Below are 20,858 nucleotides of genomic sequence, written 5' to 3' on the forward strand. Positions count from 1 at the left end.
TGCAGGAGTTATCCATAATGGGCAGAAAGCATGCTGTCCACAAACGGATTCCGTGTTCAGAAGCGAACACCGGGGCAGCAAAGAAGACCAGCCGGGTGCCGGGTGCCCCATGTCTCGTAGAGACATGGGATCTTCTCACTACCACTGATAAAAATTTGACACCCAAAAAGCGCAACGCGCCTTCAGGTGAAAACCGGGGATTTTAGTCCCCGGAAAATGAACCATCGCCACAGGCGACCACCTCACAGCCGTCGGGTGGAGCGCAGGCGAAGCCGGAGCGACCGGGCTTTTCAACGATACCAGCGGACACCCGATTAAGCCGCAACAACCCGCCGAAGCGCTTCGCACGGCTGTCATCCTGACCCTGAACGCAGTGAAGGGGAAGGATCTGCTTCTTCGCTGCGCTCAGCACGAAAACCTGCCCCAGCCTGCCGCGTACTTTGCCTAAATGCCCGTTTCCAACACAAAATCTGAGCTTAAGTCCCCGCAAACGACACAAATTCGACCCAAAAATCTTGTCAAGCCCCCGCGAGCCTTGATTTACGGCTAACTCAAAGAATCAAAAGGAGATATATTCTCTCGAAAGTTGGCGTGAAATAATGCCTGATTCGCTATCCTGAATATAGGGGCAAAAAAAATCGCAGAGCCGGATAATACCCGCTACCGATTACCTTGTAAGTGATTGAAAACACTAGAAACCATCTAACTACAATGAAATCAGCGGCATAGCAGGGGATGATCCCCCGCTATCTTATTGAAAACAAATAAGGGGAAGAAAATCAAAGAGGGGGAAGGGGGGAACCGGAAGCCACTGGCTGCCCAGCTTCCAGCCGATCCCGCAGCTTTTGCATCGTATCGAGATAAAACGCCAGGTTGTGCAGCGTATTCAGGACCGCCGCAAGAGGCTCCTGCGAAGCCATCAGATGCCGCAGATACGCTCGACTGTAACGCTGGCAGACCATGCAACCGCACTCCGGGTCGAGCGGTCCCTGGTCCTCGGCAAAGCGCCGGTTCTTGATGTTCAGCCGCCCTTCCGAGGTAAAAATCAGTCCGTGCCGGGCCGCCCGCGTCGGCAGCACGCAGTCCATCATGTCAACGCCCATCTCGGCATATTCAACAATTTCATCGGGATAGCCTACTCCCATCACGTAGCGCGGCTTGTCCTTGGGCAAATACGGAAGCGTCTCGGCAATGATCTCGCGCGTCAACTCGCGTGGCTCGCCAACGCTCAGTCCGCCGATCGCATAGCCCGGAAAGTCCATCTCCACCAGCCGCTCCGCCGCCTCGCGTCGCAGGTCCTTGTACATCCCGCCCTGCACGATGCCGAATAGGTTCGGCGTCTGCCCGGGAAACGACTCATCCCACGGACGCTCCTGCTTGTGCGCGTCGAAGTGCCGCTTGCTACGCTCCGCCCAGCGTAGCGTCAGGTCGAGGGACTTCCGAGCCCGCGCGTAGTCCGCTGGATACTCGGTGCACTCGTCAAACGCCATGGCAATGTCCGAGCCAAGCGCGATCTGCACGTCCATCGAGTGCTCAGGGGAGAAGAAGTGCGCCCCGCCATCGAGATGCGACCGGAACTGCACCCCATCTTCAGTCACCTTGCGTAGCTCGTTAAGGCTGAAGACCTGAAAACCACCAGAATCCGTAAGAATGGCCCGGTGCCAGCTCATGAACCGGTGCAGCCCGCCCATGCGCCGAATCAGCTCATGCCCCGGCCGCAAGTAGAGGTGATAGGTGTTGCCCAGAATGATCCGCGCCCCCAGCTCCTCCAGCAGATGCTGGGGCACCGCCTTCACCGACGCCACCGTCCCCACCGGCATGAAGACGGGCGTTTCCACCGCCGCATGCGGAAGAATCATCGTACCCCGGCGGCCCTTGCCGCTCGTTGTATGGATTTGAAACGAAAGAGACACTTAGATGATTGTAACGATTGACCCCGGGCCGCAAGAACGATACTCTGCTCACGTGACCGCATCCCCCTCATTCATCGGCTCACGTCCCTCCTTCTGTTGTCGCTAGTCTGCGATCGCCTCTTCCTCTGCGCACATTCTCAAGCTCCGACCTCTAGCCGCATTTTGGAGACTCCAATATGAGCGTTCTTCCAGAAGTCCTTGCCGCCAACGAAAAATATAGCGCCGGGTTCGGCAATCTTTCTCAGCTCGCAATGCCCCCGGCACGCCATTTCGCCATCCTCACCTGCATGGATGCCCGCCTCGACCCGGCAAAGTTTGCCGGTCTGTCAGAAGGCGATGCCCATGTCATTCGCAATGCCGGCGGCCGTGCCAGCGACGACGCCATCCGCTCCCTCGTCATCAGCTACAAGCTTCTAGGCACAAAGGAATTCTTCGTCATCCACCACACCAACTGTGGAATGGAATTCTTCACCAACGAGGTCATACGTGGCCTGCTCTCCTCAAGCCTCGAAACTGCGGAGTTGACGAGCAACGGATTCCGCGACGTCGGCAAGGGGCCGGGTTCACGCGCTGGTGAGTTCATCGAGTGGCTCACAGTTCCGAATCAGGAACAGGCTGTTGTCGACGATGTCGAGCGCATTCGTAATAATCCACTGGTGCCTGCAAGCATTCCCATCTATGGCTACGTGTACGACGTGAAAAGTGGTCGTTTGATTGAGGTCCAAGAAGCAACCGCATCAGGACGGGCCCGCTGAGTCTTCAGGAGAGGAAAAACATGCAGAGAAAATTTCGTAAACGATCCTCGGTTCTCGCTGCCTTCGCGATCGCGGCTCTAGCTACAGCCGCAACCATCGACGCTCACTGGAAAGATGGCTTAGAGCAATGGCGCAATCAACGCGCGAAACATCTCTCCGCGCCGGATGGCTGGCTTACGCTCGTCGGTCTCGAATGGTTGCAGCCCGGTAAGAACAGCTTCGGATCGGCAGCCGACAATCGCATCCGCCTGAATGCGCAAGTCGCCGATCACCTCGGGGTTCTCGAACTCAAAGGGAACGAAGTCTACCTGTCGTCGCTTGCTGCGAGCCTGCAGTTGAACGGCGCTCCCGCTCGCGCGGCAAGAATTGAAACTGACGACCCGAACCCCACCGTAATGAAGGCAGGTACGCTCACTCTACTCGTGATTCATCGCGGCGACCGCTACGCTCTTCGCATCAAGGACTCGCAGGCGCCCACGCGCGTCAACTTCCGCGGACTGCACTGGTACGAGCCGGATCCGCGCTACCGCATCGAGGCAAAGTGGACTCCGTTCACTCCTCCGCATGATGAATCCATACCCACCATGATCGGCACTACGCTGAAGCTGCCGGTCCCGGGAATCGCCGAGTTCACTCTTGATGGCAAAGCGTTCCGGCTTGAACCAGTGATTGAAGAGCCCGGTGACAAACAGCTCTTCTTCATTCTGCGCGACACCACCAGCAAAACGACAACCTACGGCGCCGCCCGCTTCCTATACACTGACTTCCCTGACAACGGCCTCGACAAGCCCGGCCATCTGATACTCGACTTCAATCGCCTCCAGAATCCGCCCTGTGCGTATACCCCGTACGCCACCTGCCCGCTTCCCCCGCCGCAGAACAAACTCGTGGTCGCACTGCCCGTGGGGGAACAGCGTTATTCGCACTGAGCGTTGCGTCGAAGCGGTCATCAAAATAAATCAAAATAAAAAGAGCGGGAACCTAGCTCCCGCTCTCTCGTTCTTGATCTTTAGAGTGCCGTAGTCACAGCCTTCACTTCGGTGTAATTGTTCAGTACCTCGGCACCCATTTCGCGGCCCCAGCCGGATTGCTTGTATCCACCGAAGGGCAGCGCAGCGTCGAAGACGTTGTGGCAGTTGATCCAGACCGTGCCCGAACGGATGCGCTTGGCCATCTTATTCGCGGTTGAGATATCCCGGGTCCAGATGCTGGCAGCCAGACCGTACGGCGTATCGTTGGCTTCCTTGGCAATGCGGTCCAGATCGGCGTCCTTGTAAGGAATCGCGCAAACCACCGGTCCAAAGATTTCTTCGCGAATGACTTTCATCTCCGGATTCGTCTTCGTCAGTACTGTCGGCTGGACAAAGTAGCCCTTGTCGGCCGCCTTCTTGCCGCCAGCTGCGGCTTTCGCACCCTCGCTAATACCTGATTCGATATAGCCTGTGACCTTCTGGAATTGCTCTTCAGAGACGAGCGGCCCCATCTGGGTATTTGGATCGAGCCCACTGCCGACGCGGATCTTCGATGCGATGTCGGAGACGCCTTCGACCACGCGATCGAAGATGCTCTCGTGCGCAAAGAGCCGCGACCCAGCGCAGCAGCACTGTCCGTGATTGAAGAAAATCGCCGAGGCCGTCCCGGGAATGGCGCGCTCCAGATCCGCATCGGGGAAGATGATCGCCGGCGACTTGCCTCCAAGCTCCAGCGTGACCTTCTTCAGGCTTCCGGCGGCAGCATGAACGATCAACCGGCCCACTTCGGTCGAGCCCGTGAAAGCTACCTTATCCACCAGATCATGCGCGGCGAGTGGAGCACCAGCGCCTTCACCGTAACCGGTCAACACGTTCACAACACCGGCAGGGAATCCGGCTTCGTGAATCAACTCTGCCAGACGCAATCCGGTGAGCGGCGTCTGCTCCGCGAGTTTGAGCACAACCGTGCATCCCGCAGCGAGAGCCGGACCCAGTTTCCACGCTGCCATCAACAAAGGGAAATTCCATGGAATAATCTGACCGACCACGCCGATCGGCTCACGCAACGTGTAGGTCAGATATTCGCCAGGGAATGAAATCGGAAAGGTATGGCCCATGATCTTCGTCGACCATCCTGCCATATAGCGAAAGAGATCAACAGCGAGCGGCACATCGGCAGCACGTGACACTGAAATCGGCTTGCCATTGTCCATTGATTCCAACTCGGCGAACTCTTCCAGATTCTGCTCCAGCAGATCGGCGAGTTTATTGAGGATGCGCCCGCGCTGTGACGGAGACATCCTCGACCATGGGCCCTCATCGAACGCCAGGCGCGCTGCGCGCACGGCGCGGTCCACATCTTCGGATTCTGCTTCCGGCACATGCGCCATTACTTCACCGGTCGCCGGGTTATAAACAGGAAAAGTTTTGCCGGATGCGGCGTTCACAAATTTGCCATCGACGTAGATGCGATGCGTCTGGGCAATGAAGTCGGCAGACTTCTTGCCGAGACGAGGATCAAGGGCGATAGTTGCCATAGCAAAGCTCCTTGGCGGACGGCCCGTATGGGAGTTATGAAAGGGCCGAAACTGCACCGTCGAACACAATACACCCACGCAGGAGGGATGTGAAAGGCAGGCTTGAAAACACTATGTTTTGAGCAAATTGGAGATGGGGTTACTCGCCGAAGCGCAGGCGCAAACCAAAGCGCGCGACGCGCGGCGTTCCCAAGGTGAGAATCGGCGTCTTGCCCACTTCGATAGCACGGTCGAAGAGATTTTCTCCAGCCGCAAAGACCTCCACGTGATGCCCGATCGCACGCGAACCGTAAGCATCTAGCCGGAAATAGCTGTGCAGCAGGTATTGGTTCGCATCGTCGTCGTATTGCCGTCCGCTGATGCGGGCCTGGAGACTGAGGGCCCCGATACGCGCATTGCTGACGCGCACCTGTGTCGTTGCCATGTTGCGGGCTACCTGTGGAATCCAGTTGCCGACGAGCTGCGGCTGCTGTGTATAGCTGGTTACTGTGGCATTCGCATATTGATAGCCGCCCGTGATAGCCGCCCATGAAAATGGGTGCGACTCGAAGTCGACGGAAACACCGCGGCTCTCGATCTGGCCCAGATTCTCGCGCATCAGCAAGGTGGATGTGGGGGTGGTAGCAAGCGTAAGGGCTGTAATGGGCCGGTTTACTCGCGTCCAAAAGTAGCTCGCACGGAGCATCGATTGCCAGCGTGGAATGTTTGTCTGAAATCCAGTCTCCCAACCTGTCGCACGTTCTGAACGAAGATTGGGGTTGGGCAGTGTAGTCTGCTGGCCAACCTGGCCGGTGCGGTACAGTTCATTCTCTGTCGGCGCACGGTAGGCGCGGAAGCCCGACGCATTGAGGGCAACGTTCGTGGTGATCCGTCGTGAAATTCCCAGCCGCGGATTAAACACTGTCTCGCTGAACGATGGGAGAGTGCGCGCGCCTTTCTGCGTCCATTGTTCGGCATCGAAATTCGAGAAATGATCGACGCGGCCAGATGCGCTGAGCGTCCACTTGCCCGGTGTAGCCAGCGCTTCGCCATAGACTCCGGTCTGACGCTGACGCGCCGCTGTGTTTTGGTAACCACCAGCTCCGGTGAAAAGCACCTCGTCGTCCGACGCGCGCACATCGTGGGTGTCGGCGCCGGCGATGATCACAGCCTTTGCCCCGACCGGCTGCCGCCAATGCGCGACCGCTCCCAATTCGTCGGCCGGGTCCTCTGCATAGCGGGTCAGGGTTTCAGACGCCCGGTTTGAAGCAATGGACGAAAACGTCTGCCGATAGTGCTCGGTACTGCCGTAGAGGCGAAGTGTAAGCTGCGACCAGTCGGTGCCTCCCGAATAGCGCCAGAGCCGCGTGCCGTTCTTCTGCAAGGGAGTACCGTTGTCGCGAGCCTCGTTCAATACGCTGCCGCGTAGAAAGACACGGCTACTGTTACGAATTGTTCGCTCAAGATCGATTACCCCATTCTGGGCATGCACGTTGCTCGGCTGATCAATCGGTCCGCGCAGGTCCGGAGCAACGAGCGTGTATCCGTCTGTACTTACAATGCCTGCGGCGAGTAGCCCTGCCCACGGCCCACGTTTCAGTGATCCGAGGATGCCATTGCTGGTCGTGCTTTCAGAACCATAGCCTGTAGTCAGCGCAAAAATGTCGCGCTCCGGCTTGACCGGCATGACGTTGATGACACCGCCAATTGCACTCGACCCGTAGAGATCGGACGCTCCTCCGCGCACGACCTCCACCGACTGGATGGCGAGTTCGGGCATCTCTTCCCAGTGAATCCATCCACCATATGGATCATTGAGTGGTACTTCGTCGGAAACAACGAGCGTACGGCTCGCCGCTGTCGATCCTAATCCGCGAAGGGATATGCCTTGTGACGTTGGATTTGCCACGAGTGAACTTGAACGTCGAAATAGTTCCAGTCCCGGGACCTGACGCAATTTGCCATCGAGTGCGGGTGTTGCGGCCTCACGCAGTTGCTGCTGACCAACGATGCGCGTGCTGGCTGGACTGTCCAGGGTGTCGAGCGGTGAGCGGTATGCGGTCACTTCGACGCTCTGCTGCAACCGCTGCAATACGACGCGCGCATGCGATCCCGGCGAAAGTGTAACTGTGTCAGGGTCAAATGAAAGGGCAGTTACCTTAACGGTGATCGCTCCATGCAAGTCGTCCTGAAAGCTGAAGGCTCCGTCGTCCGCAGTTGTGCCCAGGATCGAGCCACTAAGCGTGGCAATCTCTGCATGCGAAATGCCTGCGCCCTGTTCGTCCACAACCGTACCGGAATAGAGTTGCTGTTGCTGGCTCTCACAGTGAGTCAGCAACAAACCAAACAGTAACCATAAAAGCAGTAGCGAGGTGCATCCCGTCATGTATCGAAGCGGCATGAAGTGTTTTCATTTTACGGATGTGGGGGCAGAATCCGCACACGGTCGATACTATTCGCTCCATCATTAGGCAATGCTGCCAGAAGGTCGCGCATGCTTTTGTTAAGAACAGGATGTTGCAATTCCGGGCAAATCTCAGCCAGCGGAGCGAGGACAAAGCGGCGATCAGCAAGCGCCGGATGCGGCAAGGAAAGACTTGGCGTGTTAACGACCAGTTCATCCACCAGCAACAGATCGAGATCAAGTGTCCGTGGACCTTTCGGCGTGCTGGTTTTGCGATCACGTCCGAAACTGCGTTCGATCGCGAGGAGCTTTTCGAGAAAATTGTCGGGCTGATCAGAGGTTCTGAAGGAAACCACTGCATTGATAAATGATGGCTGTTCCGTAAGTCCAACCGGTGCAGTTTCATACAGCGACGAGCGCGCCGTCACCTTGCCAATACGTTCAAGCTCACGGATTGCCGCTTCGATCGTCTCAGCCGGCGTTCCCGCAGGTGAGCGAAGATTCGAGCCAAGGCCGATGTAGGCCGTATGTGTTTCTGCCGAAGTCATCGTAAAAGGTTGGCGCAGAAACAGTTTACGATCATCTCCAGAGTATCTCCGGCATGCGCATCGCTTTCTTTGGCGGCACCTTTGACCCTCCGCATCGTGGACACCTCGCAATAGCCAAAGCTGCTGCGGACGGACTTCGCCTCGATCTCGTGCTCTTCGCGCCGGTTGGTAACCAGCCGCTCAAGCACGACTCATCCGCCGCGAGCTTTGAGGACCGCCTCGAAATGGTGAGGCTGGCGATCGCTGGCGATTTACGTTTTCAACTATCTACGATCGACGCACCGCGACGCGACGACTGCCCTAATTACACCGTCGATACCATCGGCTTGTTAAGAGCTTCGTTGGAGCCCGAAGATCACCTGTTTTGTCTAGTTGGAGCTGATTCATTCTTGAGCTTGCCACGCTGGTACCACGCAGCCGAGCTTCTGGTCGCGTGCGATTTCATCATCGCCGGGCGTCCGGGCTTTGACTTCGAGAACGCAGGCAAAGCGCTACCGCGCGGAGTGCGTCTCTGCGGAGACCCACTCCATGAAGTCGGACTTACCGTGCTTCACGTGGCAGGCGAAGCGGATCGGACTTCGACCCTCTACTTCCTGCCTGACTTGCGCGAAGAGATTTCCGCAACGGAGTTACGCGCCGCGCTGGCCGACCATCTGGTTGACGATTCTGAGTTGCCGCAACCCGTGGCGGACTATATTCGCGCGCACCAGCTTTATCGATAATCGTTAAGCAATGCCACTGGCGCTGGTACTCGGTCCACGTTACGATGTAGCGTTGGTATCTAAGGAGAGCCTCCCCACCGAATGGCGTCCACCGAAACCCGCAAAATGGTGCTGGCTGCCGCAGCGGCCTGCGAAGATAAGAAGGCAGAAGACACCCGCGTTCTGGAACTCGATCCCGCCGACTCAGGCTTTACCGATTTCTTCCTCATCACCAGCGCAGCCAACGATCGCCAGGCGCAGGCCATCGGTGACGAAATTGAGCTTTGCCTGAAACGAGAGTTCGCGACCTATCCGCACTCGGTCGAAGGCCGCAAGCAGGGCGAGTGGATCCTGATGGATTATGTTGATTTCGTCGTCCACATCTTCCTGGCTGAAAAGCGTGCGTTTTATGACCTAGAACGGCTATGGAAATCGGCACGGCCCGTAGATCTGGAGGAACTGAAGGAAGCGCTCAAAGAAAAGACCCTGGCGGCGAGGAAGAAAACGGCAAGCAAAAAGACCGTTCCGGCAAAGAGGGCTGCCGCGCAGGCTAAGAAAAAGGCTGCCGGCGCAAGATCGACCGCAAGCGAGAAGAAAGGCTCCCCGCCATCTCGTCCAAAGAAAAAGTGATATCTCAGCCCAAAAGAAAAGCCGCCGAAGCGGCTTTTCTTTTTCTCACCCGTGAATGGCGGATTAATTCAGAAGTAGATCTTTGCAGCCAGCTGCACCGCGCGGCCAGGTTGCGGGTCTGTGCTTGAGCCACCAAAGTTCACGGGTTGAATCACAGAAGTGATCTTCCCGAAAGTGGCGCGCGGAGCGACCGCTGAACCATAGTTAGCACCGGGGACGCCCGGCGAGCCTGGAGGTGCGAAGTTGGGGTGGTTGAAGGTGTTGAACGAATCCATCCGAATCTGGACGTAGCGAGACTTTTCAGATCCCAGAGCAAAATTCTTGTAGATGCCGAGATTGGTGTAGTTGAATCCTGGCCCGTGGAAGAAGTTGCGCTTTACGTTGCCAAATGTCCCAATTGGTTCTTGGCTGAAGGTGCTGGGATCAAACCATTCGCCTGACCTCGGATTGAGCGTCTTGATCTTGAAGGTCGATGTGACCGGCGTATCCGGGCAGGAGAAGTAGACGTATGCATCGCACCAGAGTGAGTTAAAGCCACCGGTATCGAGAATGGTGATGGGAAAGCCCTTTTGCAACGCGGTGACCCCGGAGACGTGCCAGCCCCCGAGAAATTCATTCATGAAGAAATTGTTCTTCATCGATTGGAGGATCGGAACTTCGTAAACATACGTGCCTACAAAGCGATGGCGCGCATCGTAATCCGAGTCGCCATAGCTCAGATTTTGGAAGCCAGGGATCTGGTTCGTCCCCAGACCGTTAAAGCCCGAGCTTTCAAGACCTGAAGCATTGTCGAGTCCATGCGAGTAGGTATAGGCGAGATTGAAGAACAGTCCATGAGTCTGAGCCTTCTGCAATTGCGCCTGAAATGAGTTGTAGTTTGAGTTCCCGGTGGTGGACTGTAAACCAACACCCAAGTAGTACGGGAGACCGGTATTGCCGATAGTGAGCGGATCCGTGGAATGACTTGGATAGGCCAGCCGCTGAATCGCGCGGTTAGAGACACACACGGGGTCAGCCAGACAGGCCGCGTGCCCGGCTGGCGTTACTGGATTGTTATCAAAAGTCGTGACCAGGTGATGCCCGACCGAGCCAACATATCCCAGAGTCATCACCATAGCTCCCGGCAACGAACGCTGGACGTTCAGATTGAAGTTGTAAACGACTGGAACTCTATTATGGACGTTGAAAGTATTCAAGAAAGTCGGGAAGTAACCGGCGGCAACGAAATCAATAGGCTGGCCGGGCTTGGGCGGCGTAAACGGGTATGGATTTGAAATGGATCCCCGGGCCGCCACGTCGGCAAACGGATTATCGAAGCCCGGCTGTAACCCGGCCGAAGCGGCTCCCTGCGAGTTTAGCGTGAACGGAGGCGTCTCCAGGTTCTGCAATGAACCTTCTTCCTGATCCCGGTTGTAGTAGAGCCCGAAACCAGCTCGAATGGCAAAGTCCTGATGTCCTGTCCCTATCAGGAATTTGGGACCGGAATCCGGAGACCAGGCAAACCCAATCCGCGGAGCAAAATTCGTATATTTGATAGTCGGACCGCCCGCCTTGTTGCAGCCTGAATCTCCTGGATACAGAAGCCCCGGAGGAGCGGTTGGATAAACTTTCGATTGCGGCCCGTTTGCAATGAAACAGGCTATGGCCACGCCGCCGAACTGGCTGTTCTGAAAAGGTTGTTCTGCGTCCCAGCCCATTCCATAGTTGAGGGTGAAAGTCGAGCTTAACTTCCAGTTGTCCTGCGCATATAGATAGGTCTCATAAGCCATCGCATCGATAAAACCGCCAGAGAACTGAGCGTAGGTATCGGGAATACCCAATAGGTAGTCCACTGCCGGGTCACCGGAACTGAAGGGACCGCCACCATCGAACGCATAGTTTCCATTGTTGTTGAAGAAGAATGGGTTGCTTACGCGATACTGCGTCACATGAGCGCCAAACTTCATGCTGTGGGCACCGATGACCTTGCTGAAGTTGTCTACAAAGCCAAGGTTCGAATCTTTGCGTGGTTGAGGCCCGTTGTTACTGAATCCCAGGGTGAAATAGCCACCAACAGCCATAAGGGGCAGACTCTGTGCACCTGTGTTTTGCGGTGTGATCTGGAAGCCATAGGTGCTGGGAGCAACCGGAGTCGCCGGTTCGACCGCCGCAAAGTTAAAGCGGAAATAGGCAACACGAAGCTCGTTGATCATGCTGCTGTTGAAAACGTGGGTGTACGAGGCATTAAAAATCTTGACGTGTGCCGCGTCGACCTCCGCGAATCCGGGAAGAGTCGCTCCGGTAAACGGTAAGGTCTCCATTGTCGGGTCCGACTGAAAGATGGCCGAAGACCAGATTTCATCCTTCTGAGTCAGATGATAGTCGGCGCGAATAACACCTTGGTCCCCGCCACCTGAATTTGCCGTGCTGAAGCTGTAGATGGGGATACCACCGATGATAGTGTTCGAGGCTGGTACAAACTTATTCATGAGGTTGGCGGCGATTGGATCGAATTGATTCGGACTAACCGAGAGTCCGTTGGGGAAGCAACTCGCCCAGGAATTCTTGCCATTAGCGACGCACCCATTAATGTTGAACGGGATCGGGTTCGTCGACAGAGCGCCTGCATCGCCAAATACACCGCCACGCTGGTCTGACGTAAAGACTGGCGTAGTCTGCGTGCCACCCGTACGATTGCGAAAGCCTTGATAGGCCAGGAAGAAAAACAGCTTATCCTTGAGCACCGGGCCGCCTAATGTGCCGCCATACAGATTCTGGTGGAATGGTGGACGCTGGCCGGGAAGTGCAAAATAGTCGCCGTTGTTTAAGAACGTATCACGGTAATACTCGAAACCATTGCCGTGGAAGGTATTGGTTCCGCTCTTTGTTACCTCATTGAGAACTGCACCCGAGTTGCGCGAGAACTCCGGATTCAATGTACTGACGATAATGTTCAGTTCGCTGATCGCATCCGGATTCACTTCGATTCCCTGGGTCTGCAGCGGCGCGTCATTGATGTCTGTTCCATCCACCAGGAACGAGTTCGTCGTAGTCTGGCTGCCATTTGCTGAAAATGTCCCGAAACGGTCCGCAGCCTCGACCACACCGGGCGCCGTCTTTTCTAACTGGGAGACGTCACGTGAAATCGAAGGTAATGCGTCGATGTCTTGAGTCGTAAGCTCGGTCTTCAGCTGTGTATCCGAGGTCTCTACCTGAACGGCAGCGGCCTGCACCTGGACGGTCGTGGTGCCCGATCCGATCTGGAGGACCGCGTCGACCGCGCGGTCATCATTTAGATTCAGGTTCAGACCTGTTGACTTGAATTGCTGGAAATTTGTCGCCTGGATCGTGACCGTATAGGGACCGCCGATCTGTAATTGCTGAAACTTGTAGTACCCCTTGCTATCGGTCGTCACCCGGCTGGAGATGTTGGTACTGGTATTGAGAATCTCGACTGTTGCGTTCGCAACTACAGCGCCACTGGCATCCGTAACGGTTCCATGAACCGCGGCATAGACGTTCTGCGCATGAGCTTTCTGGGCAAGGAAGGCAACGGGAAGCAACGACAGCACTGCCAAAATAACCTTGGCTGACCGCATAGATCCTCCGGAACGGTGACTTTTAAACGGCTATCGAAACCACTTTTTTCAGATCTCGCGCAGAGGTGGGAGAAGTGCACTACCTCAGCGCACACTTCAGAAATCCTGGCCCGAAACTCGATTGCCACGATTTGCCGCCCTATCTCGCAATCGATGGCCCAATTGCTGGAGGCCTCTTAGAGCGTGCGCATTAGATTAATCGATTAGTAATCGATGTCTTGATGGCGCTGGATTGTGATTGCTTCGCATTTAATGGTTGACAGTTCTTTGAGAGGATGAAAATCCATTGCAGAAGTTACTCGGAAGATATTGAAGCTGAAGTAATGACACGGTGTTCAGATCTCTAATTTTTCATAGATATATTGGCCCATCTATGACAAGTGGAAAGACCACCCATACGTAAGCACTTTGAGTGGACTGGCCGACAACAGTAGACTCGCTGGGTGACCGTTTCGATTGCAATGATTAAAAGGGGTCCCGGCGAATCTGACTTCACGTCGGCACTCAAGACATACGCCAAGCGAATCGGCAATTATGCTGCAGTCGAGATTCCGGTCTATGCCTCCGAGTCTGCTTTTCTTCAAACCCTTTCGCGTCACCGCTCCCGTACCGTGCCCTATCTGGTGCTGCTCGATAGCCGAGGCAAACAATTCGCATCGGAACAATTTGCCGAGTTGCTGGGCAAACAACGCGATCAAGGGCAGCAAAAAATTGTCTTCGCCATCGGTCCTGCCGACGGCTGGTCGGACGACGCCCGCAGGCAGGCAAACCTGCTGTTATCGCTTGGGACAATGACATTGCCGCACGAACTGGCTCGGGTAGTCCTCAGCGAGCAACTCTACCGGGCGTTTACAATCCTATCTGGGCATCCGTATCACACGGGCCACTGAGGGGTATGACCGAATCGCGCAAGGGGCTGATCCTGATCAACACGGGACCGGGCAAAGGTAAGACGACTGCGGCCATGGGAACGGCTTTGCGCGCTGTCGGCAACGGCCTGAAAGTGCTGATGCTGCAGTTTCTCAAGGGATCCTGGCATTACGGGGAACTCGACGCTGTCGATGCCTTCAACGGCAACTTTGTCATCAAGCAGATGGGCCGCGGATTTGTGAAGATCGGCGGAGCAGAGACTGATCCGGAAGACATCCGCATGGTGGAAGAAGCATGGGAAGAAGCACGAAAAGCCATTCTTTCCGGTGAGTGGGACATGGTGGTGCTTGATGAGATCAACTACGCCATCAGCTACGGCATGCTTGATCCCACCAAGGTTGCAGAAACGCTGCAGCACCGGCCCGAGATGGTGCATGTTGTGCTCACCGGGCGCAACGCGCATCCATCCTTGGTTGAGATCGCCGATACCGTTACGGAAATGCGCGAGGTAAAACACGCTTACCAGAAGGGCATTCTGGCACAGCGTGGCGTGGAGTACTAGTGAGCGACAGAAAGGGTAGGCATGTCCTGGTTTAAGCGGCAGGAAAACAAAATCGAGAGCGGCGGAGAGAAAACAGTTCGCACCGAGGGACTTTGGATCAAGTGTGAGAACTGCGATCAGGTCATCTTCAAAGCCGATCTTGAAGCCAACTCCTATGTCTGTCCCAAGTGCGGCCATCACTTCCGCATTGGTGCTCGGGCGCGCATCGAAATGCTGCTCGAACCGGGATTCGAAATCGTCGACACCGAACTGAAGTCGACCGATCCGCTGAATTTCAGCGATCTTAAGTCCTACAAATCGCGCCTGAAAAAAGCTCGGCATGATACGGGCCTCAACGACGCCATCATTAATGCATTGGGCCAGCTCGGCCCGCATTCCGTCGTTCTCTCGGTGATGGAGTACGCCTTCATCGGCGGCAGCATGGGAGCAGTCGTGGGCGAAACGATTGCTCGCGCAGTTGATCGTGCCTATGACATGCGCCGACCACTGGTCATTGTTGCCGCATCCGGCGGAGCGCGCATGATGGAAGGTATCGTCAGCCTGATGCAGTTGGCGAAGATTTCCGCAGCGCTTGCCCGTCTCGATGAAGCCAAGGTTCCCTACATCTCAGTTCTCACTGACCCGACCACTGGCGGGGTGACAGCCAGCTTTGCCATGCTGGGTGACCTGAACATCGCCGAGCCGGGGGCGCTCATCGGATTCGCGGGCCCGCGCGTCATTGAGCAGACAATCCGACAGAAGCTTCCTGAAGGCTTCCAGCGCTCAGAGTTCCTGCTGGAGCACGGCTTCCTCGACGCGGTTGTGAACCGCAAGGACATGAAGCCGTACCTGATCCGCGCCCTTGACTTCATGAAGCATTAGAGACATCCATGAAGTCCAGATTCGCAATTCTCGCCAGTCTCGGTAGTGCACTGCTGACAGGCTTGCCGGCCGGAGCACAAACCATTCCGTCGTTCAGCGGCCCTACCCTCGCGAATGACACTCTGCGCTTGCCACCGCCAGCGCCGGGATCCAGAACGATTCTGGTTCTTGGTTTCAGCAAGAAATCGGGCGATGCCTGTAAACCATGGTTCGAGGGCATAACCGCGCAGCTCAAAACGAAACCACAGATCGGCTATTACGAAATGCCGGTATTGGCCGGGGCACCTGGATTTGTCCGCGGCATGATCGTCCACAACATGCGCAGCACCCTGACTCCCGACCAGCAGAAGCACTTCGCGCCCATCATGGAAAACGCGCAGGCATGGAAAGATGCCGTCCACTTTTCCGCACCGGACGATGCCTACGTCGTCATCATTGATGAGCACGGTAACATCTTGTGGCACGATTCCGGCCCTTGGTCGCCAGACAAAGAACGCACACTGCAACAAGCCATTTCCAAGTTATGAAAATGCAGCGACTTGCAGTCCCTCCGCGAGTTCTTTGATCTTCACAAGGATGAAGTCGTCGCCCTTCAGGGTGTCCTCATAGCGCTTTTGTCCTTCGGCTACCTTGGAATAGTCCCCCTGAATGATCTCAAAGGTCGCGCCTCCCTCACTGCGCTTCCTGATCTCGTAGATCATAGTCAGGTAATTTTCCGGAATATCCGGAAAGGCAGAGTTATTCGGGTCGATCACCGTATATTCGAGCCGCCACGGCGCATCCACTGCTACCACCTGACCTTTCACATAGAGCTTGCCGTCCGCCGCGCCTTTCCACAGCAGGCGGGAACCCGGCTTCCAGTCCGTCTCTGCCACGCAGCCAAACATATATTGAGTGATGAACTCATTCTCCGTCAGCACCTTCCACAGCGCTTCCGCCTGGGCATGAACCTCGATCGATTTGCGAATGAATAGTTCTGGCATATCCAAATCTTCCTCGCCACACAATCTAAACTGGAAGCTGCGTCCTTGATTGGAAAAACGCGACAGGAGTCTGCAGCCATTAAACCTGCCGAATATCAGAACGAAGAGTCGTTTGATCCGGAGCTGGGCCAGCCGCGCGGAGTCCTACGGCGACCTCCGCCAGCGGCTGGCAAGTTCCGCCATGCCCGACTATGCGCAGCTCCAGAACTCGCGACATGGATCGATCACTATTGGATGGTGAGCTGGGACCTGCGTGGCCTCGAACCACGGCTGGTCGAAAGCCTGCCCCATCCCAACGTCCACATAGTCTTCGAAAAATCGGAGAGCAAAGCATGGGGCATATCGACTAGCAAGTTCTCACGCGTGCTCGATGGCAAGTCTCATGTCTTCGGCATCAAATTTACCCCCGGCGGATTTTTTCCTTTTCTCGGCAAATCCGTTTCATCGCTGGCGAACAGTTCAATCCCTGTCGAGCAAGTCTTCGGTCGTGAAGTCAAGGCCCTCGAAAGGGTAATTCTCGACACGAACAATGAAAGTGAAATGACTGCTGCTGCCGATGCCTTTTTGACAGAACGCAAGCCGCCGCCCGATGAAAAGGTGGACCTGGCGCGACAACTGGTCGAGCGCATTCTTCACGAGCCAGACATTCTCACGGTCGACGACTACGCCGCGCGCACCCGCATGAGTGCGCGTGCCCTGCAGCGACTCTTCAGCCGCTATGTCGGAGCGACCCCGAAGTGGGTCATTCGTCGTTATCGCCTGCATGAACTATTGGAGCTAATGCACTCGGGCAAACGTCTCGACTGGGCGCAACTCGCAATCGGTCTAGGCTATTTTGACCAGGCGCACCTCATCAACGATTTCAAGTCGATCACGGAATACACTCCTACCGAATACCCCGGCCTCGAGCCCGCTCAGGACAGCTGATCTCGCGAACGAGTATGATTCCTTAGAAAATCGCTTTACTTCAATCGGAGCAGCGGGCTTGAAATTGCGACTTCTCCTATTTCTGGCAATTTCTCTGTTAAGAGCCACGGAATGTCTGGCCGAAACAGGAGAGGCTGCGTGGCTGCGGTACGCGCCAATCAAAGATCCCCATGCCCTCAAGCAATATGCTTCGTTGCCTCAGACTGCAGTCTCGCTCGATCACAGTCTCATCGCGTCCAGCGCAGAAAAAGAGCTGACACGCGGCATCCAAAGCATGCTGGCAAGAACACTGCGCGAAGTACCGAAGCTGCCGAACGAAAACGCATTTGTGCTCGGCACAGTTACAGATCTGCGGTCGCGCTTTTCTGAGTTGCAATCTGGCCAGGTCACCGGAGACGGTTTCTGGCTAAAGACCGTTCATCATCGCGGCCACGCCTACACCGTGATCGCCGGAGCCGACGAGAGCGGAATCTTATACGGCACGTTCGCTCTGCTAAGCCGCGTCGCGCAGCTTCAGGACGTATCAAACCTGGACGACAGGGAAACACCAGCCGAGCCGATTCGATGGGTCGATCAATGGGACAATCTCAACGGAAGCATCGAGCGCGGCTACGCTGGACGATCCATCTTCTTCGACAATGGTCACGTTCGCGCCGATCTCACACGTGTCAACGAATATGCGAGGCTGCTTGCTTCGGTCGGCATCAACGGCTGTAACGTAAACAACGTAAACGCTGCTCCCGATGTCCTGAGCGATGCCTCCCTCAAAGAATTGGCTCGCATTGCCGATGCCTTTCGCCCATGGGGCGTGCGCATGGCGCTCTCGGTCAACATCGCCAGCCCGCAGACGGTCGATAAGCTCGATACGTTCGATCCGCTCGACCCGCGCGTTCAAGCATGGTGGAGCAGCAAAGCAGACGAAATCTATAGACTCATACCAGACTTCGCAGGGTTTACCGTCAAAGCCGATTCCGAAGGCCAGCTTGGCCCCTCAAGCTATGGCCGTACGCCAGCCGACGCAGCAAACGTACTCGCCCGCGCCCTGAAAGCCCACGGCGGAGTCGTCCTTTACCGCGCATTCGTCTACAACCATCATCTTGATTGGCGCGACCCGAAGGCCGATCGCGCCCGCGCCGCCTACGACATTTTCCATCCGCTCGACGGCAAATTCGACGACAACGTCGTGCTCCAGATCAAGCATGGCCCGATCGATTTCCAGGCGCGCGAGCCAGTCTCGCCGCTGCTCGGCGGTCTCGAACACACGAACGAGGCAATGGAAGTCCAGATCACACAGGAGTACACCGGCCAGCAGCGCCATCTCTGCTTCCTCATCCCGATGTGGAAAGAGGTGTTGGACTTTGATCTTCACGCCAAGCCCGCCCCAACACCTGTCAAAGACATCCTCGCTGGCAAGGTCTTTCAGCGTCCGCTGGGCGGCATAGTAGGAGTCGCGAACGTTGGCCTCGATGCCAACTGGCTGGAGCATCCACTAGCCATGGCAAATCTGTATGGATTCGGCCGCCTCGCCTGGGACCCTGATCTCTCGCCACAGACGATCGCTGAAGAGTGGACGCGACTAACCTTCGGCAACGATCCGCTCGTAGTTCAGACGATCACCGCCATGCAGCTCGCCTCCTGGCATATCTATGAGAGCTATACCGGGCCGCTCGGCGCAGGCACGATGACCGACATCATCGGCGTGCATTATGGGCCGGGTATCGAATCATCGGAGCGCAACGGCTGGGGCCAGTGGCACCGCGCCGACCACGACGGCATCGGCATGGATCGTACCGTAGCCACAGGAACGGGCTACATCGGCCAGTATCACGAACCCGTAGCCGCGATGTATGAATCCCTCGCAAGCTGCCCGGACAATCTGCTTCTCTTCATGCACCACGTTTCGTACACGTACAAGCTGCATTCCGGAAAAACCGTCATTCAACACATCTACGACTCACACTACGAAGGCGCCGAGGCGGCTGCCCATCTCATCACGCAATGGAAGACTTTGCAGGGTCGCGTCGATGACGAACGGTACAAAGACGTCCTGCAACGACTCATCTATCAGGCAGGACACGCAATCGTCTGGCGTGACGCCATCTGCGAATGGTTCCTCAAAACATCAGGCATACCCGACGAAAAAGGCCGCGCAGGTCATCATCCGAATCGTATCGAGGCCGAGTTAATGGAGCTCGACGGCTACACCCCAGTGGAAATATCACCATGGGAAACAGCCTCCGGAGGCAAAGCGGTCACATGCGATCGCTCTACAGACTGCTCGGTAAGTTTCACGGTCCAACGCGCTGATGGCGAATACGCAATCGCTACGCAATACTTCGATCAGAATGACGGCACGGCTCAATTCCATCTTTATGTGAACGGCAAGCTTGTCGATGCCTGGGTAGCCGACGACGATCTGCCCTCACCCAAGATGAACGGGCACACGAGTACTCGCCATACATCGCCGGCGCTGACTCTGAAGACTGGCGACACCATTCGCATTGACGGGCTGCCGAGCGGTGGCGATAAAGCCGGAATCGACTATGTCGAGCTTGAAACGAGCGGTGCCAATTGATTTTATCGGGCGGAAGCAAACGCTTCGGCATCTTTAATACTTTGCAGTCGGAGGATCGCCTTTGCGCTCGCTAGAGAAAGCGCGCACATGAAAAAGCCCCCGATCACATCGGTGCCGTAATGCCATCCCGTCGTAAGCGTCGACGCGATAATCAGCCCGGCAAGAACGATCGCAGGGACGCGGAGCCATTTGATGGATTGCAGCGCGACGGCCGAGAGAATTGCCCATATGACATGGAAAGAAGGAAAGCAAACAACTCCGAACGCTTCAACCGCGCCCGAAGACGAGTTCACGTGCATGCCGCGAATCGAGAGTTCGCACAGCCTCTGTGCAGCGTTGGCCGGAAAGTGGTAGGCCACCCAAGGCCCTACAGCCGGGAAAGCTGTGAACAGCGGAACAGAAAGCAGGAAAACAATCGCATTGGCCAACAGGAATTCCTGGGATGCTTTCCGCTTTCCCATCAGGGCAGGCAGAAGAGCCGCCAGACCAATCATCCAGAACAATAGCGTGTAAGAGCGGCTCAGAGCATGTTGCGCGATCGGGTGCCGCGCGGCCCACGCCATGATCGCCGGAATATTGAATCCCAGGTGCTCATCCATATGCAGGAAGGCCTGATCGCGAAGCGGCATACCTAGGCGCGCCGAAACGACGACTACACAGGGAATCATCGTCATCAGCAAAAGCACCCATGGAAGCGTAAGCGCCGCTTCTCGCTTATCGATGTTTCCCTTTTGATGCCAGCAGGCGGCCGGCAAAAGCGACGGCGCAATCAACACGGGCGCGGCAATAAGAATCGCGCTCACCCCAAGGTTGTGGAGGGAGAACAAATGCGTCGCAATCGCGCAGAACAGGAACAGCACGAAGCAAATTGCGAAGGTAACGCAGTGAACTAAAGGCGGAAGACGCCAAACTCCTTGCGGACGAGCCAGCCCCTTGGTTTGGGAAGGAGGTACCAAGGCAAGTGTTCTTTTTTCAACTTGACTGCCAGCAGCGATCAAAGGTCATTCCACTCTGGTTTTCCCGGAGTAAATGGGGGTGCTTTCTTCCGAAGGGTGTTTGTTTG

At 56.1% G+C, this 20,858-nt stretch carries 17 protein-coding genes; 10 read left to right on the forward strand and 7 right to left on the reverse strand.

Translation table 11 applies throughout. The features are described from left to right. Positions 1–779: 779 nt before the first annotated feature. Positions 780–1,913: a tRNA guanosine(34) transglycosylase Tgt gene (gene tgt / locus H7849_RS20935; RefSeq protein WP_186742207.1), complete on the reverse strand. Its 1,134-nt coding sequence runs from the start codon at positions 1,911–1,913 to the stop codon at positions 780–782. A 176-nt stretch (positions 1,914–2,089) separates the two neighbouring features. On the opposite strand from tgt, the gene H7849_RS20940 reads away from it, so the two are divergent. Both H7849_RS20940 and H7849_RS20945 read left to right on the forward strand, forming a co-directional pair. Beyond that, the gene (locus H7849_RS20940; protein ID WP_186742209.1) at positions 2,090–2,668 is read left to right on the forward strand and encodes a beta-class carbonic anhydrase; all 579 of its coding nucleotides are present in this window, start codon (positions 2,090–2,092) and stop codon (positions 2,666–2,668) included. Between the two features lie 20 nt (positions 2,669–2,688). Continuing rightward, a complete protein-coding gene (locus H7849_RS20945; RefSeq protein WP_186742211.1) occupies positions 2,689–3,597 on the forward strand; it encodes a DUF1684 domain-containing protein in 909 nt (302 codons plus the stop codon). Between the two features lie 80 nt (positions 3,598–3,677). On the opposite strand, the gene H7849_RS20950 is transcribed toward H7849_RS20945, so the two are convergent. The 3 genes from H7849_RS20950 to folK all read right to left on the reverse strand — a co-directional run bounded on the left by H7849_RS20950 (position 3,678) and on the right by folK (position 8,108). Beyond that, complete coding sequence (locus tag H7849_RS20950; RefSeq protein ID WP_186742213.1) at positions 3,678–5,177, reverse strand: aldehyde dehydrogenase family protein; 1,500 nt, start codon at positions 5,175–5,177, stop codon at positions 3,678–3,680. Positions 5,178–5,316: 139 nt separating this feature from the next. Further along, a complete protein-coding gene (locus H7849_RS20955) occupies positions 5,317–7,557 on the reverse strand; it encodes a TonB-dependent receptor (RefSeq protein WP_186742215.1) in 2,241 nt (746 codons plus the stop codon). A gap of 14 nt (positions 7,558–7,571) precedes the next feature. Then, on the reverse strand, positions 7,572–8,108 hold the full coding sequence (gene folK, locus H7849_RS20960) for a 2-amino-4-hydroxy-6-hydroxymethyldihydropteridine diphosphokinase (protein WP_186742216.1): 537 nt from the start codon (positions 8,106–8,108) through the stop codon (positions 7,572–7,574). 53 nt (positions 8,109–8,161) lie between these two features. Here folK and nadD point away from each other — a divergent pair, with 53 nt between their 5' ends. Continuing rightward, positions 8,162–8,830 (forward strand): nicotinate (nicotinamide) nucleotide adenylyltransferase, encoded by a 669-nt coding sequence (nadD, locus tag H7849_RS20965; protein WP_186742218.1) that lies wholly within the window; start codon positions 8,162–8,164, stop codon positions 8,828–8,830. An 81-nt stretch (positions 8,831–8,911) separates the two neighbouring features. After that, on the forward strand, positions 8,912–9,439 hold the full coding sequence (gene rsfS, locus H7849_RS20970; protein ID WP_186742226.1) for a ribosome silencing factor: 528 nt from the start codon (positions 8,912–8,914) through the stop codon (positions 9,437–9,439). Between the two features lie 68 nt (positions 9,440–9,507). On the opposite strand, the gene H7849_RS20975 is transcribed toward rsfS, so the two are convergent. Then, the gene (locus H7849_RS20975) at positions 9,508–13,017 is read right to left on the reverse strand and encodes a TonB-dependent receptor (RefSeq protein ID WP_186742228.1); all 3,510 of its coding nucleotides are present in this window, start codon (positions 13,015–13,017) and stop codon (positions 9,508–9,510) included. A gap of 461 nt (positions 13,018–13,478) precedes the next feature. Between H7849_RS20975 and H7849_RS20980 the strand changes: the two genes are divergently transcribed. Genes H7849_RS20980 through H7849_RS20995 form a run of 4 tightly spaced genes read left to right on the forward strand, consistent with a single transcriptional unit; the run spans position 13,479 to position 15,837 of the window. Further along, positions 13,479–13,907 carry a 23S rRNA (pseudouridine(1915)-N(3))-methyltransferase RlmH gene (locus H7849_RS20980; RefSeq protein WP_186742230.1) on the forward strand — a complete coding sequence of 143 codons (429 nt, stop codon included), beginning with the start codon at positions 13,479–13,481 and terminating at the stop codon, positions 13,905–13,907. 5 nt (positions 13,908–13,912) lie between these two features. Then, a complete protein-coding gene (gene cobO, locus H7849_RS20985; RefSeq protein ID WP_186742232.1) occupies positions 13,913–14,449 on the forward strand; it encodes a cob(I)yrinic acid a,c-diamide adenosyltransferase in 537 nt (178 codons plus the stop codon). A gap of 21 nt (positions 14,450–14,470) precedes the next feature. Continuing rightward, entirely contained in the window at positions 14,471–15,310 is an 840-nt protein-coding gene (accD, locus tag H7849_RS20990) for an acetyl-CoA carboxylase, carboxyltransferase subunit beta (protein WP_186742234.1), read from the forward strand. Positions 15,311–15,318: 8 nt separating this feature from the next. Beyond that, the gene (locus tag H7849_RS20995; protein ID WP_186742235.1) at positions 15,319–15,837 is read left to right on the forward strand and encodes a hypothetical protein; all 519 of its coding nucleotides are present in this window, start codon (positions 15,319–15,321) and stop codon (positions 15,835–15,837) included. Here the strand turns inward: H7849_RS20995 and H7849_RS21000 are convergent. Next, entirely contained in the window at positions 15,832–16,293 is a 462-nt protein-coding gene (locus H7849_RS21000) for an SRPBCC family protein (RefSeq protein ID WP_186742237.1), read from the reverse strand. The two genes, H7849_RS20995 and H7849_RS21000, sit on opposite strands and share 6 nt — an antisense overlap. A gap of 45 nt (positions 16,294–16,338) precedes the next feature. Between H7849_RS21000 and H7849_RS21005 the strand changes: the two genes are divergently transcribed. Together H7849_RS21005 and H7849_RS21010 are read left to right on the forward strand one after the other, a co-directional pair. Next, a complete protein-coding gene (locus tag H7849_RS21005; RefSeq protein ID WP_186742239.1) occupies positions 16,339–17,220 on the forward strand; it encodes a helix-turn-helix domain-containing protein in 882 nt (293 codons plus the stop codon). A 58-nt stretch (positions 17,221–17,278) separates the two neighbouring features. Beyond that, entirely contained in the window at positions 17,279–19,795 is a 2,517-nt protein-coding gene (locus tag H7849_RS21010; RefSeq protein WP_251106386.1) for an alpha-glucuronidase family glycosyl hydrolase, read from the forward strand. A gap of 2 nt (positions 19,796–19,797) precedes the next feature. Here the strand turns inward: H7849_RS21010 and H7849_RS21015 are convergent, their stop codons facing one another. After that, entirely contained in the window at positions 19,798–20,655 is an 858-nt protein-coding gene (locus H7849_RS21015; protein WP_186742241.1) for a phosphatase PAP2 family protein, read from the reverse strand. Between the last annotated feature and the right edge of the window lie 203 nt (positions 20,656–20,858).

It is taken from the genome of Alloacidobacterium dinghuense (assembly GCF_014274465.1).
Lineage (GTDB): Bacteria > Acidobacteriota > Terriglobia > Terriglobales > Acidobacteriaceae > Alloacidobacterium > Alloacidobacterium dinghuense.

Bases quoted from the DNA above. Each gene is read 5' to 3' on its own strand.
- folK (WP_186742216.1), bottom strand. From the start codon at position 8,108: ATGACTTCGGCAGAAACACATACGGCCTACATCGGCCTTGGCTCGAAT.
- H7849_RS20945 (WP_186742211.1), top strand. From the start codon at position 2,689: ATGCAGAGAAAATTTCGTAAACGATCCTCGGTTCTCGCTGCCTTCGCG.
- H7849_RS21000 (WP_186742237.1), bottom strand. From the start codon at position 16,293: ATGCCAGAACTATTCATTCGCAAATCGATCGAGGTTCATGCCCAGGCG.
- H7849_RS20980 (WP_186742230.1), top strand. From the start codon at position 13,479: ATGATTAAAAGGGGTCCCGGCGAATCTGACTTCACGTCGGCACTCAAG.
- accD (WP_186742234.1), top strand. From the start codon at position 14,471: ATGTCCTGGTTTAAGCGGCAGGAAAACAAAATCGAGAGCGGCGGAGAG.
- H7849_RS20955 (WP_186742215.1), bottom strand. From the start codon at position 7,557: ATGCCGCTTCGATACATGACGGGATGCACCTCGCTACTGCTTTTATGG.
- H7849_RS20995 (WP_186742235.1), top strand. From the start codon at position 15,319: ATGAAGTCCAGATTCGCAATTCTCGCCAGTCTCGGTAGTGCACTGCTG.
- cobO (WP_186742232.1), top strand. From the start codon at position 13,913: ATGACCGAATCGCGCAAGGGGCTGATCCTGATCAACACGGGACCGGGC.
- H7849_RS20950 (WP_186742213.1), bottom strand. From the start codon at position 5,177: ATGGCAACTATCGCCCTTGATCCTCGTCTCGGCAAGAAGTCTGCCGAC.
- nadD (WP_186742218.1), top strand. From the start codon at position 8,162: ATGCGCATCGCTTTCTTTGGCGGCACCTTTGACCCTCCGCATCGTGGA.
- H7849_RS20940 (WP_186742209.1), top strand. From the start codon at position 2,090: ATGAGCGTTCTTCCAGAAGTCCTTGCCGCCAACGAAAAATATAGCGCC.
- rsfS (WP_186742226.1), top strand. From the start codon at position 8,912: ATGGCGTCCACCGAAACCCGCAAAATGGTGCTGGCTGCCGCAGCGGCC.
- H7849_RS20975 (WP_186742228.1), bottom strand. From the start codon at position 13,017: ATGCGGTCAGCCAAGGTTATTTTGGCAGTGCTGTCGTTGCTTCCCGTT.